The organism is Paenarthrobacter sp. FR1 (genome assembly GCF_051106045.1).
GTDB lineage: Bacteria > Actinomycetota > Actinomycetes > Actinomycetales > Micrococcaceae > Arthrobacter > Arthrobacter nitroguajacolicus_A.
Genome location: NZ_JBPFSF010000014.1, coordinates 12,312 through 24,851, shown reverse-complemented (window position 1 = coordinate 24,851; position 12,540 = coordinate 12,312). Strand labels below are relative to the sequence as shown.

At 63.8% G+C, this 12,540-nt stretch carries 13 protein-coding genes; 10 read left to right on the top strand and 3 right to left on the bottom strand.

Going from position 1 to position 12,540, the window contains the following annotated elements; genetic code table 11:
• Window positions 1–80: 80 nt before the first annotated feature.
• Window positions 81–734 carry a phosphate signaling complex protein PhoU gene (phoU, locus tag ACR30Z_RS20690; protein WP_144651806.1) on the bottom strand — a complete coding sequence of 218 codons (654 nt, stop codon included), beginning with the start codon at window positions 732–734 and terminating at the stop codon, window positions 81–83.
• Between the two features lie 199 nt (window positions 735–933).
• On the opposite strand from phoU, the gene ACR30Z_RS20685 reads away from it, so the two are divergent.
• The gene (locus ACR30Z_RS20685; protein WP_434374506.1) at window positions 934–2,208 is read left to right on the top strand and encodes a sensor histidine kinase; all 1,275 of its coding nucleotides are present in this window, start codon (window positions 934–936) and stop codon (window positions 2,206–2,208) included.
• Entirely contained in the window at window positions 2,205–2,885 is a 681-nt protein-coding gene (locus tag ACR30Z_RS20680; protein ID WP_020608526.1) for a response regulator transcription factor, read from the top strand. Before ACR30Z_RS20685 ends, ACR30Z_RS20680 begins: the two co-directional genes overlap by 4 nt.
• Before the next feature lie 197 nt (window positions 2,886–3,082).
• Here the strand turns inward: ACR30Z_RS20680 and ACR30Z_RS20675 are convergent, their stop codons facing one another.
• On the bottom strand, window positions 3,083–3,619 hold the full coding sequence (locus ACR30Z_RS20675; protein WP_144651853.1) for a hypothetical protein: 537 nt from the start codon (window positions 3,617–3,619) through the stop codon (window positions 3,083–3,085).
• A 293-nt stretch (window positions 3,620–3,912) separates the two neighbouring features.
• Here ACR30Z_RS20675 and ACR30Z_RS20670 point away from each other — a divergent pair, with 293 nt between their 5' ends.
• The 6 genes from ACR30Z_RS20670 (at window position 3,913) to rlmB (ending at window position 8,712) form a co-directional block, all read left to right on the top strand.
• Entirely contained in the window at window positions 3,913–4,395 is a 483-nt protein-coding gene (locus tag ACR30Z_RS20670) for a CarD family transcriptional regulator (protein WP_011690592.1), read from the top strand.
• Window positions 4,396–4,478: 83 nt separating this feature from the next.
• Window positions 4,479–5,261 (top strand): 2-C-methyl-D-erythritol 4-phosphate cytidylyltransferase, encoded by a 783-nt coding sequence (ispD, locus tag ACR30Z_RS20665; RefSeq protein ID WP_434374449.1) that lies wholly within the window; start codon window positions 4,479–4,481, stop codon window positions 5,259–5,261.
• 23 nt (window positions 5,262–5,284) lie between these two features.
• The gene (ispF, locus tag ACR30Z_RS20660) at window positions 5,285–5,809 is read left to right on the top strand and encodes a 2-C-methyl-D-erythritol 2,4-cyclodiphosphate synthase (RefSeq protein ID WP_434374505.1); all 525 of its coding nucleotides are present in this window, start codon (window positions 5,285–5,287) and stop codon (window positions 5,807–5,809) included.
• Window positions 5,802–6,158, top strand: a complete 357-nt coding sequence (locus tag ACR30Z_RS20655; protein ID WP_434374448.1) for a hypothetical protein — start codon at window positions 5,802–5,804, stop codon at window positions 6,156–6,158. The genes ispF and ACR30Z_RS20655 overlap by 8 nt, the downstream gene beginning before the upstream one ends.
• A gap of 35 nt (window positions 6,159–6,193) precedes the next feature.
• Window positions 6,194–7,645: a cysteine--tRNA ligase gene (cysS, locus tag ACR30Z_RS20650; RefSeq protein ID WP_434374447.1), complete on the top strand. Its 1,452-nt coding sequence runs from the start codon at window positions 6,194–6,196 to the stop codon at window positions 7,643–7,645.
• An 80-nt stretch (window positions 7,646–7,725) separates the two neighbouring features.
• Complete coding sequence (gene rlmB / locus ACR30Z_RS20645) at window positions 7,726–8,712, top strand: 23S rRNA (guanosine(2251)-2'-O)-methyltransferase RlmB (protein ID WP_144651814.1); 987 nt, start codon at window positions 7,726–7,728, stop codon at window positions 8,710–8,712.
• Window positions 8,713–8,997: 285 nt separating this feature from the next.
• Here rlmB and ACR30Z_RS20640 read toward each other — a convergent pair whose 3' ends face one another.
• A complete protein-coding gene (locus ACR30Z_RS20640; protein WP_434374446.1) occupies window positions 8,998–9,807 on the bottom strand; it encodes a carbon-nitrogen hydrolase family protein in 810 nt (269 codons plus the stop codon).
• Window positions 9,808–9,925: 118 nt separating this feature from the next.
• Between ACR30Z_RS20640 and glgX the strand changes: the two genes are divergently transcribed.
• Window positions 9,926–12,040 (top strand): glycogen debranching protein GlgX, encoded by a 2,115-nt coding sequence (glgX, locus tag ACR30Z_RS20635; protein ID WP_434374445.1) that lies wholly within the window; start codon window positions 9,926–9,928, stop codon window positions 12,038–12,040.
• Window positions 12,041–12,067: 27 nt separating this feature from the next.
• On the top strand, window positions 12,068–12,538 hold the full coding sequence (locus ACR30Z_RS20630; protein WP_144651820.1) for a ribonuclease domain-containing protein: 471 nt from the start codon (window positions 12,068–12,070) through the stop codon (window positions 12,536–12,538).
• Window positions 12,539–12,540 lie beyond the last annotated feature (2 nt).

The following is a 12,540-nucleotide window of genomic DNA, read 5'->3' as shown; positions in this document are numbered from 1 at the left end:
GCACCAGCTACGGTGCAGTTTAAACGACGGCGGCCGGTCACCTTGGGTGACCGGCCGCCGTCGTCGTTAATGCTGTCAGGCTAGAAGCCCTCAGGCTGCCATTCGCCGGTCACCAGGTAGGTGACTTTGCGGGCAACCGATACGCCGTGGTCGGCGAAGCGCTCAAAGTAGCGGCTGGCCAAGGCGACGTCCACGGTGGTGGAAGGGCTCTCGCTCCACTCAGGGGAAGCGATGGCCTTGAAGACGCTGAGGTGGAGGTCGTCCACGGCGATGTTGATCTTGAGGATGTCGCGGGCCACCTCAAGGTTGCGGGTCTCAAGGAGCTCGATGACCTTGGCTGTGATCTCGATGTCGTGCTGGGCCATGGCCTTGAAGGTCTGGGTCAGCGAAGCGGGGATGACGGTGGCCGGGTAGCGGAGGCGTGCCAGCTGGGCCACGTGGCGGGCGAGGTCACCCATGCGTTCCAGCGACGCACTCATGCGCAGCGAGCCCACGATCATGCGGAGGTCGCTGGCAACGGGGCCCTGCAACGCCAGGATGTCGATGGCGCGCTCGTCGAGGCTGTTCTGCAGGAAGTCGATGCGGGCATCTGCCGCGATGACGTCCTGGGCAAGATCCACGTCGGCGCCTTCGAAGGAAGTAGTGGCCTTCGTGATTGCTTCGTGAACCAGCTTGGAGATCTCGATGAGGTCGTCACCTACCTGGGTGAGCTCCTCCTGAAAAACCTTGCGCACTAAGGCGTCCTTTCCTTGGAAATCCGTTTCCCGTGATCCGGGCCGGATTTCAAAACCATTGGCAGTCCAACCAGTAACTGTGTCAGGGGCCAGTGAACTGTTCGGCATCTTTAGATGAACGTTAGTTGAACCGTCCGCGTTTGGCGCCGGATCAATGCTTTGCCATGTTTCCACAGCATAAGCTGGACACGTGGATCCATTGCTTATAGGTGTCGTCGCAGGCCTCGTTGGCCTGTCGTTGGGCGTCTTCGGCATGCTCGCCTTCAGGATCAGCGAGCGGCAACGCAGCATCGTTGACCTGGACGTTACCGAACCCCTGCTTCCCGAGGGCGCCGCTGAGGTGCTGGCCGTCGTCGGGCGTGCCTTCGTGGTGGTTGACGCGATCGATGGCGTGGTCCGCGCCAGCCCTGCGGCGTATGCGTACGGCTTGGTCCGTGGCCACACAGTGGTGCACAAGCAGCTCCTGGACATGACCGCGAAGGTCCGCCGCGACGGCGTGATCCTGGAGGAACAGTACGAACTCCCGCGCGGGCCGCTGGGCAAGGGCACCATTGTGGTCCAGGTCCGCGCAGCCATGCTCGGCTGGGAATACATCGTGCTCCTGGCTGACGACCGCACCGAGATCACCCGCACCGAAGAGATCCGGAACGACTTCGTGGCCAATGTGTCCCACGAACTGAAAACCCCCGTGGGGGCGATCTCGCTCCTGGCCGAAGCCTTGGAGGCCTCGCCGGACGACGAGGAGGCCGTGCGGCGGTTCGCCAAGCGCATGCACAAGGAGTCCGGACGGCTCGCGGCCTTGGTTCAGGACATCATCGAACTCTCCCGCCTGCAGGGCGCCAATGTCGCCCAGCAAGGCCACGCAGTTGACATCAACACCGTGATCACCGAGGCCGTGGACCGTTCGCAGCTGCCAGCCGAAAGCAAGAACATCCAGATTGTGGTGGGCGGCCACTCGGAGTCCTTGGTGTTCGGCGACCGCGACCTCCTGGTGACCGCGCTGCGCAACCTCATCGACAATGCCATTCGCTACTCACCCGAGAACACCCGCGTGGGTGTCGGCGTCCGGACCCGGGAGGGCGTCGTGGCCATTTCCGTCACGGACCAGGGCGAGGGATTGACTCCCGAGGACCAGGAGCGTGTGTTCGAGCGGTTCTACCGCGTTGACGCAGCACGCTCCAGGCACACCGGCGGAACCGGCCTTGGGCTCAGCATCGTCAAGCATGTGGTGTCCAACCACGGTGGCGAGGTGACCGTCTGGTCCCAGCCCGGCCAAGGATCCACGTTCACCATCCGCTTGCCGGAGATGGAAGGCCAGGACGACGACGCCGGCCTGCCGACTCCCGCTGCCACCGCGGCTGCTTCCACCGAACTTCCGGCGGTTCTTGCCGCCGTCGAACCCCATCACGCGAGCCAACACGCGAGTGAAAAATCGGGCGCCAGCGGCGCCCAAGAGCAAGGAGCCAGCGCTTGAGCCGGATTTTGATTGTGGAGGACGAAGAGTCCTTCAGCGACCCCCTGTCCTATCTGCTGGGCAAAGAGGGCTTCGACGTCGAGGTAGTGGACAACGGCAGCGACGCCCTGGTGGAGTTCGACCGTAACGGCGCCGACCTCGTCCTCCTGGACCTGCAGTTGCCGGGAACACCGGGAACGGAAGTTTGCCGGCAGTTGCGCCAGCGCTCCAGCGTTCCCGTGATCATGCTGACGGCCAAGGATTCGGAGATCGACAAGGTTGTTGGGCTGGAACTGGGCGCCGACGACTACGTCACCAAGCCCTATTCCTCCCGGGAACTCGTGGCACGTGTGCGCGCCGTCCTCCGTCGCCAGGGTGAACCCGAAGAACTCATCACCTCCACAGTGCAGGCAGGCCCGGTCCGCATGGACATCGAGCGCCACGTGGTGAGTGTCAACGGCGAACAGGTGTCGTTGCCGCTGAAGGAGTTCGAACTGCTGGAGATGCTTCTCCGCAACTCGGGCAGGGTGTTGACGCGCGGGCAGCTGATCGACCGTGTGTGGGGCTCGGACTACGTGGGCGATACCAAGACGCTGGACGTCCATGTGAAGCGGCTCCGCAGCAAGATCGAGCCCGATCCCTCGGCGCCGAGGTACCTGGTGACAGTCCGGGGACTGGGCTACAAGTTCGAGCCGTAAAGCGTACCTCGCCGGGGACACGCGCAGTCGTTGGCGCCACGGAGAGCGGCTGACGACACCCGGATTCGGGCGTCGTCAGCCCGACAGAGTGGCCCTGGTGAATATGAGTGTCCGCATCGGCAGCCACATCACACAAAGGAAGGGTCCCGCCGCGGCGGGACCCTTCCGTTGTTGTAAAGCTTGTAGCGTGCCGGCTGCTAGTGGCCGGCCGCTGCGGACTCCGTGGACGTTGCAGTCGACGTCGGAGTCGCCGTGGGGGTCGGCGTTGTCGGCAGGTACTTGGCGTACTCGGGGAGCGTGCCGTCAACTACCGGGACGTTAACCGTTGCGGAGTCCGATCCGCTGCGGATGGTAATGGGCGTCAGTCCGCCGGGGATGACACCGGCAGTGCTGAGGATGGCAGCATCCGCGGAGTCATTCAGGTAGGTCTGGGAGTTGGCCTTGACCGGGATCTCGGTCTGGGCGCCGTTGGCACCGCTGATGGTCAGCGTTGCATCCGAGCTGGACTGGTTGAACACAGCGCCGATCACGCGGCCCGGTTCGTTCTCGCCCGAGGCGACGATCAGGATGTTGCGCAACTGCAGCTGTCCGAGATCAGCTTTGATCCCATCCGATGCCGAGTACTGGTGGGTAGTCTGCTGGGCGTTGACGAATCCGCAGCCGGTGACGGACAGAAGACCGACGCCGATTGCAGCCGCCGCAATTGCCAGCTTGCCGCGCTGGACAGGGTTCATCGCAGTATTGCGCACGACACCTACTCCTCAAGAGTCATTGGAACACTTTTCAGCCATAGCCTATCGGCAAACGGTCCAAAAGAAGGATTCGGGAGGGCTTTGTGGCGGAGTCGACGGGGAAGATCTGCCGGCCGGGTTGCTTGCTCGAAGCATCTTTCCCCGGTTTCGTCAAGAGGTTGGAGGAAGTCGTTTAAGGCCTTATTCCCTTTATTGGCGCGGCAGGAGGGGCTGTGCGATGCCAGTCGTATGCCTTAATCGTGATAGACTAATCTGCGGGAAAGGGGAAAGTCCACATGGTTTTTGAGGTCGGCGAGACAGTAGTTTACCCTCACCACGGTGCAGCAAAAATTGAGGAAATCAAGATGCGCACCATCAAGGGCGAAGAGAAGATGTATCTCAAGCTCAAGGTGGCTCAGGGTGATCTGACCATTGAAGTTCCAGCAGAGAACGTTGACCTTGTTGGGGTCCGGGACGTAGTGGGCAAAGAAGGCTTGGAGCACGTATTTGACGTTCTCCGCGCCGAGTTCACTGAAGAGCCTACCAACTGGTCACGTCGTTACAAGGCGAACCTGGAGAAGCTTGCTTCGGGCGATGTCATCAAGGTGGCAGAGGTCGTTCGCGATCTTTGGCGTCGTGATCACGATCGCGGCCTGTCAGCAGGCGAGAAGCGAATGCTTGCCAAGGCGCGGCAGATTCTGATTTCAGAACTGGCCCTGGCGGAAAAGACCGATGAAGAGAAGGCTGCAAGCGTTCTTGACGAGGTCTTGGCTTCCTAAGAATTGAGCCCCGGTGGTGCGAAAGCGCCGCCGGGTTTCTTTTTGCCCAAACGCTGCTGATGGGTCACAGTACTCTGGTGACCATGAGTACTCCTTCCCAGCGCGCCGTTACGGCCGTGATCGTGGTTGCTGCCGGTTCCGGTGAACGCCTCGGCTACGGCATCCCCAAAGCACAGGTACCACTGGGTGGCGAATCCATCCTGATGCACGCGCTGCGCGGCCTGATTGCATCGGACGTCGCGCGCCAAATCTGCATCGCGGTGCCGAAGGGCGACACCGAGCTCCGCGCGTTGATCGCCGATTTCACCATCGACCTCGTGGACGGTGGCCCCGAAATTTCCGTTGTCGACGGCGGAACCTCCCGGGCGGATTCCGTCCGCGCTGCCTTGGCTGCCTTGGAGGACGGAACCGAATTCGTGCTCGTCCACGACGCCGCCCGTGCGCTGACTCCCGAGCGGGTCTTCCAGCGCGTGGCCGACGCCTTGGCCTCCGGCGCGAAGGCGGTCATCCCCACCATGCCCGTGGTGGATACCATCAAGACCGTCGCGCAAACGGACGGTGCGGACACCTCAATAGCCCCAGAGGTTGTCACCGGCACAGCACCCCGCGAACAGCTCCGTGCTGTGCAGACTCCCCAAGGCTTCGAGCTGGCCACATTGCGGCGGGCGCACGAGGCTGCCGGGCTTTTCGACGACAAACAGTCCGCAACCGTCACCGATGACGCCATGCTGGTGGAACTGCTGGGGGTCCCGGTCCACGCCGTCCGAGGAGCCAGCCAGTCCCTCAAAATCACCACGCCGCTGGACCTCATCATCGCCGAAGGCCTCCTGGAAGGCCCGCTGGGAATTCGTTGGGTGGAAGGCTGATGTCGCAACACTTGCCCGCGAACATGGTCCTGCCCCGCACAGGCATCGGCATCGACGTGCACGCGTTTGCCCCCGCCGAGGATCCGCAGCCGCTCTGGTTGGGCGGGCTCTTCTGGGCAGGCGAGCAAGGGTTGTCGGGACATTCCGACGGCGATTGCGTCGCGCACGCGGCCGCGGACGCCCTCTTCTCCGCTTGTGGCATTGGCGACCTCGGTACGCATTTCGGCACCGACCGTCCTGAGTTCGCCGGCGCCTCAGGAGTCAAGCTCCTCGGCGAAGCAGCCAGGATCGTACGTGCTGCGGGTTTCGAAATCGGAAACGTCGCAGTCCAGTTCGTCGCCAACCGTCCCAAGTTCGGGCCACGCCGGGAAGAGTCCCAGCGAGTACTGAGTGAGGCTGCCAACGCTCCCGTCAGCGTCTCGGCCACTACCAGCGACGGTTTGGGCTTCACCGGACGTGGCGAGGGCATCTCCGCTGTGGCTACGGCGCTGGTGTACCCGGTTACGGTGTCCGAGCCCGGCCCCGCGAAAGGTGCGCCGCATGGTTAGGCCGCGTGCCGGCGTCGTGCGTTCTGCGGTGCTGCTGTCCGCGGGCTTGGCCGCCGCGCTGCTGGTAGGCGGTTGTGCTGGGACGCCGAGGATGGATGTGAAGGCCAGTTGTGAGTTCCTGAACAACGACACCTTCAAGCCCGACGGCAACCAGCAACAGCAGTCCAAACAGATCGCCGAGCACTACCACCAGATTGCGGACAAGCTTGCTCCGGAAATCGGCGACCCCATCAAGGAGATGGCGGCCATCATGGACAAAGCGGCGGCGTCGTCGCTGGGAGCAGCCACGCAGGAACAGCAGCAGCAGTTGACCGTGCACTTCAACACAATCGGCGAATACTGCAAGTAGGCAGGTCACGCCGCGTCATCGGCTAATCTGGAGCGGTGACCCTGCGCTTCTATGACACTGCCTCCGCCGAAGTCCGCGACTTCGTTCCCCTCGAAGACGGCAAGGCCAGCGTGTACTACTGCGGGGCCACCGTTCAGGGCATGCCCCACGTGGGCCACGTCAGGTCGGCCATCGCCTTCGACCAACTCACCCGCTGGCTTGAGTTCCGCGGACTTCGTGTCACCGTGGTGCGCAACGTTACGGATATCGACGACAAGATCCTGGCTAAGTCGGCGCAATCATTTGGGCCGGACTGGGATGCCGAACCCACCGCACGCCAGGCCGAAGAATGGTGGGCTCTGGCCTACCGCTACGAGCAGGAATTCGAGAATGCCTACGAATCCCTCGGGGTCCAGCGGCCCACGTACGAGCCCCGCGCTACCGGACACATCCCGGAAATGCACGCGCTCATCCAACGCCTCATCGACCGGGGCCATGCCTACCCGGCGCTGGACGACTCCGGCGACGTCTACTTCGATGTCCGTTCGTGGAGCAAATACGGATCGTTGACGCGGCAGAACATCGACGACATGCAGGGCGCCACGGATGCTGACCCCCGCGGCAAGCGCGATCCCCGCGACTTCGCGCTGTGGAAGGGTTACAAAGACGGCGAACCCGAGTCCGCCAGCTGGTCGTCACCGTGGGGCGCCGGACGTCCCGGATGGCACCTCGAATGCTCCGCCATGGTCACCAAATACCTGGGTCCGCGCTTCGATATCCACGGTGGGGGACTGGACCTTCGCTTCCCGCATCACGAGAACGAGATGGCGCAATCCCAAGCTGCCGGGGACGAGTTCGCCAACTTCTGGATGCACAACGGCATGGTCACGTTCGAGGGCGAAAAGATGTCCAAGTCCATCGGGAACACGGTGAGCCCCGCTGAGATGCTGGAGCTCGCCTCACCCCGCGTGGTGCGCTACTACCTTGGCCAGGCGCACTACCGCTCCATCCTGGACTACCGTCCCACGTCCCTGCAGGAGGCTGCTGCCGCCGTGGAACGTATTGATGGTTTCATCAGCAAGGCCTCCGCCAAGGTGACGGACCCCTCGGATGTTGCCCCGCAGGCCAACATGCCCGCAGCCTTCATTGCAGCCATGGACGACGACCTCAACGTGCCGCAGGCCCTTGGCGTTCTGCACGAAACGGTCCGCGCAGGCAACACTGCGCTGGCCGCAGGCGACCTCGAAGCCACCAAAGAGGCCCTGTACAGCGTGGTCTCCATGACCGGGGTCCTCGGACTGGATTCGGTCAAAATGCCAGAGGCCGTCCAAGGCCGCGAACATGCTGCGTTGAAGGTCCTGGTGGAAGCGCAACTCGAAGCCCGCGCCGCTGCCAGGGCCAGCAAGGACTGGGCCGCGTCCGACGCAATCCGGGACACACTCGCCGCCGCCGGTGTGGTGGTCGAAGATGGTGCGGACGGCGCCACCTGGAGCCTCAAACGCGACTGACCAAAGGGCGCTGCGGCCGAATTGCATCGGGTCAGTAGACTTGATTCCAGACTTACTCACAAAATCAAGGATGGAATCTCATGGCCAACAATGGTCGCCGGTCGGTCAAGAACAAGAAGGGCCCCACCACCGGAACCGGTGGCCACGGCCGCAAGGCCCTGGAGGGCAAGGGTCCCACGCCCAAGGCGGAGGATCGCACCTACCACAAGGCATACAAGAACAAGCAGCTCTCCGAGCGTTCGGCAGCCAAGCGCGGCCCGGCACGCCCCGGCACCGGCGCCCGCTCGGGTCCCAAGGGCCGTGCCACCGAAGAACTGGTCACCGGCCGTAACTCGGTGGTCGAAGCCCTGCGCGCAGGCATCCCGGCGAAGGCCCTGCACGTGGCCATCCGCATCGAAATGGACGACCGCGTCAAGGAATCCCTCAAGCTCGCGGCCGAGCGTGGCATCCCGCTGCTCGAAACCGGCAAGCCGGAGCTGGACCGCATGACCGAGGAAGCGGTCCACCAGGGACTCGTTCTGCAGATCCCGCCGTACGAATACCAGGACGCCTACGACCTCGCCGAGGAAACCCTCGCCAAGTGGAAGAAGGGGCACATCTCCAACGCCCCCATCTTCGTGGCGCTGGATGGCATCACTGACCCCCGCAACCTCGGCGCGATCATCCGCTCCGTGTCCGCGTTCAGCGGCCACGGCGTGATTGTCCCCGAACGTCGCTCGGTCGGCGTTACGGCGTCCGCTTGGAAGACCAGCGCCGGTGCCGCCGTCCGCGTACCCGTGGCCCGCGCGTCGAACCTTAACAATGCGCTCAAGCAGTTCAAGAACATGGGCATCTACGTGCTTGGCCTTGATGGCGACGGCGACGTCTCGCTGCCCGACCTCACGGTCGCCACCGAACCCGTCTGCATCGTGGTTGGTTCCGAAGGCAAGGGCCTCAGCAGGCTGGTCCGGGAGAACTGCGACCAGATCGTCTCGATCCCCATCGACTCCGCCATGGAATCGCTCAATGCCTCCATGGCCGTCGGCATCTCGCTGTACGAAGTGTCGAGGCAGCGCGCCGCTAAGTAATCCCTGGTGAGGGCGGGGGTCGCTGTCGCGGCCGCCGCCCTCCGCGTGCTCGCTCGTGCCTCGCTTAGACGCACGCTTCCGGGCGCCTGCCGCGACAGCGATGGATGGCCCTTAATGGGCTTTTGTTTGCTTGGCGGGCTGTCTCGGCGCTTCGCGGGCCGGTTCCGGCGGGCGGGATGCTTTCAATGCCGGTCTTCTTTTGGGCCACGTATACCGGATGACGCCACCTATATTCGGGTAGCGCCCATCCGTTTGCGTGGCGCCGGCGAATTTGAGTGGCGTCCGTTAGAAGTCGCGGCGGTTGGCCAGGACCGGGAGTTTTTGGCGGGCTTCGTCCACCACTGCGGGGTCCAGGTCGGCAAAGATAAGGCCCGGTTCGCCGTCGAGGGCTTCCAGGACCTGGCCAAAGGGGCTTACGACGGCGGAGTACCCCACTCCCGTAGGCGCGGCGCCTTTGGCTTCAACACCCTGGGTGGCCGGATCACCTTGGCCGCAGGCGAGCACGAACGTGGTGGTGTCCACGGCTCGTGCGCGGGCCAGGAGTTGCCATTGATCGGCCTTGCCTGGGCCGGAACCCCATGAGGCGGACACGATGTTCACCACGGCACCGCGGTCTGCGTTGGCGGTGAACAGGGCAGGGAAGCGGATGTCGTAGCAGGTGGCCAAACCGAAGGTGAGGCCGCCGGCGTCGAACGTTACAGGCTCGGTACCGGCCTCGACGGTATCCGACTCCGCGAAGCCGAACGCGTCGAAGAGATGGACCTTGTCGTAGCTCGTATCGACGCCCGGACCGGTGGCGAGCAGCGTGTTGCGAACGCGCCGGTCCCCGGAGTCGGTGGGGGAGCCGGGCGTGAACATGCCCGCCACGATCACCAGTTGCAGTTCGTCGGCGATGGAGCGCACCTTGCTCGCCCACGGACCGTCCAACGGTTCAGCGATGTCCAACAGCGAGTTTCCAAACGCGCGCATCATCGCCTCGGGGAAGACCACCAGCTCGGCGCCGCCTGCCTTGGCTCGGCGGGCGTACTCCTCAAGGAGCCGCAGGTTGTCGGCCAGATCCCGGCCGGTGATGACTTGGGCGAGTGCCACGCGCACGATAGAACCTCCAGTTGTCTCCGTTCCAGTATGCCAATTAACGAAATCGAGACGCAGAACGTCGTCACATGGGCGGCCGGCGCGGCACATACTGGGCGTGGAACTAAACTTGCAAGCAATGGTTATGCCTATTTTTGACACAGCAGCTGCCGTCGACGCGTCGCGGCCAAGACCCCTCGGACTGAGCACGCCCCAGCCCGGGCTTTTCGACGTCGAAAACACGCAGAACCATCAGGTCAACGTGGCCGTCTTCGGGCCGGACCTCGAACGCGTTGAGGTGGCCTTCCAAGCACCCGGTGAGCCTTGGCGCGCCCACGTCCTCCCCAACGTGGAAGACGGCGTGCACTTTGGCTTGGTCAGTGGAATGCCGCCGGGTACGCGCTATGGCTTCCGCGCCGCACCCACCGAGGACGGGTTGCCCATGTCGGTTCCCGCGCTGGATTTGGATGCCGACGGCGAACAGCGGCTGTTGCTGGATCCGTATGGTCGCGCTGTGGACCAGCGGGGCGAATTCCTGACGAGTGTCCATGTGGACACCGGCTTTGACTGGGGCGACGACCTGCCACCTCGGATACCCCTGCGCACCTCGGTGATCTATGAAGCCCACGTCCGCGGACAGACGATGCTGCACCCGGACATCCCGGAGCACCTGCGTGGGACGTACGCGGGCATGGCGCATCCAGTGATGATCCAGCACCTGACAGAACTTGGAATTACCGCGGTCCAGCTCCTCCCCATCCACTTCCACCTGGATGAATCGCATCTCCAGGACCTGGGCATGACCAATTACTGGGGCTACAACACCGCTGCCTTCTTTGCACCCCATTCGGACTACGCCACGGAAGCTGCCCGCAACGCCGGCCCGCACGCGGTGCAGGACGAGCTCAAGGGCATGATCAAGCTCCTGCATGCCGCCGGAATCGAAGTCATCCTGGACGTCGTGTACAACCACACCGCGGAGGCCGGTCCTGACGGCCCCGCCCTGAGCTTCCGCGGGCTCGCGGAGTCGCGCTATTACCGGCATGATGCCCACGGGCGCTACCTGGACACCACCGGCTGTGGCAACACCTTGGACTTCAGCGATCCCGTAGTGGTGGATCTGGCGCTGGACTCCTTGCGGTACTGGGTGAACGACTTCCATGTGGACGGGTTCCGCTTCGACCTCGCCGTGACCCTGTGCCGGGATGCCGGCAACACCTTCGACCCCCAGCACCCCTTCCTGCAGGCCATCGCCGAGGACCCGGTTCTGTCTGCGGTCAAGCTCATCGCCGAGCCGTGGGACGTGGGCTATGGGGGCTGGCAGACGGGCCGTTTCCCGCAAGGATGGTCGGATTGGAACGACCATTTCCGGGACGGCGTCCGCAGCTTCTGGCTGTCCGACCGCGCTGCCATCGAGGCCGGCGGCCAAGGCGGCTCGGTGGCCTCGTTGGCCGAACTGATGGCGGGTTCAGCCAACCTCTTCGCATCCTCCGGGCGAACCCGGCTGGCCTCGGTCAACTTCATCACGGCCCACGACGGTTTCACGCTCAAGGACCTGGTCAGCTACGACCGGAAGCACAACGAGGCCAACGGGGAGCAGAACCGTGACGGCCACGGCGATAACCGCAGCTACAACCATGGCGTGGAGGGCAGGAGCGAAAACGAGGCCATTGTGGCTGCCCGCTCGCTGTCCATCCGCAACCTGATGGCCACCTTGCTGTTGTCCTTCGGCGTCCCCATGATCACGGCCGGCGACGAACTTGGCCGGACCCAGCAGGGCAACAACAACGCCTACTGCCAGGACAACCCCACGGCGTGGCTTGATTGGAGCCGGACCCAGGAAGCCAATGCCATGTTCAGGACCACGCGGGAGTTGGTCCGTCTACGCCGCTGGTTCCTGCGGCACCAGCCGGAGAGCTTCCCCGGCAAAGCCAATGACTCCAGCCTGCAGTGGTTCGATGACAAGGGCAAACGCATGACACCCGCGCGTTGGAACGATCCCAACGTCCGCTCCGTCCAGCTGCTCATGGGCCATGAGGACAGCGAAATCCGGGGTCTGATCGTGGTGAACGGAAGCAACAAGGACGTGAAAATGGTCCTGCCGGAGATCCTGAGCGAATCGGGCATCGGCAAGCGCATGTTCGAACTTCGCTTCACCACGTCGGTGCTGCATGAGCGCCGGAAGGGCGCATTGGTTGCCTCGGGGGAGCGGGATATCCTGCAAGCCAACACCATCAACATCTACCGCACCTAGACAGCAACTCAACCGGGAGTCCTCTGCATGAACCGCAGCCGCAGCAAACTGGTGGCCTTCGCGGGGCTGGTGATCGCCGTCGTCGTACTTGTGGTGGCCATGGTGGGTGGCGGCGGGCTGACGGCGCCGTCCACAGCGCCGCCCTCCAGCGTTCAAACCACGACGCCGGAACCCGGCACCGCGCCGACCGCACCGGTGGTTGCAAACCCGTCCGCCCTGCCCACCATCAACGCCTCGCAGTTACCCAAAGAAGGCCGGCAGACACTGGCCCTTATCGCGAAGGGTGGCCCGTACCCGTACGACCGCGACGGCGTTAACTTCGGCAACTTCGAGGGCCTGCTGCCCAAGAAATCCGGTGGCTTCTACAAGGAGTACACGGTCCCCACTCCGGGAGAATCGGACCGTGGCGCCCGCCGCATCATCGTAGGCAAGGACGCCGCCAAGTACTACACCCCGGACCATTACGAGTCGTTCAAGTTCATCGTCGAAGGCAAGTAGGA